Below are 518 nucleotides of genomic sequence, written 5' to 3' on the forward strand. Positions count from 1 at the left end.
TGCAAGCCATAGCTTCGGTGGCGTGTTTAGCCCCGTTACATTTTCGGCGCAGAGTCACTCGACCAGTGAGCTATTACGCACTCTTTCAATGGTGGCTGCTTCTAAGCCAACATCCTGGTTGTCTGTGCAACTCCACATCCTTTCCCACTTAACACACACTTGGGGACCTTAGCTGATGGTCTGGGCTGTTTCCCTTTTGACAATGGATCTTAGCACTCACTGTCTGACTCCCGGAATAAAGTTTGTGGCATTCAGAGTTTGACTGGACTTGGTAACCCTTGGCGGGCCCCGCACCCAATCAGTGCTTTACCTCCACAACTCATCTTCCGAGGCTAGCCCTAAAGCTATTTCGGGGAGAACCAGCTATCTCCGAGTTCGATTGGAATTTCTCCGCTACCCCCACCTCATCCCCGCATTTTTCAACATGCGTGGGTTCGGGCCTCCAGTGAGTGTTACCTCACCTTCACCCTGGACAGGGGTAGATCACACGGTTTCGGGTCTACGTCCACGTACTAAAG

The 518-nt window shown here is 52.1% G+C and carries 1 rRNA gene; it reads right to left on the reverse strand.

The window, feature by feature from the left end:
* Positions 1-518 (reverse strand): 23S ribosomal RNA (locus HQN90_RS38210); the annotation flags it as partial.

Source organism: Paenibacillus alba (genome assembly GCF_013204855.1).
Lineage (GTDB): Bacteria > Bacillota > Bacilli > Paenibacillales > NBRC-103111 > Paenibacillus_E > Paenibacillus_E alba.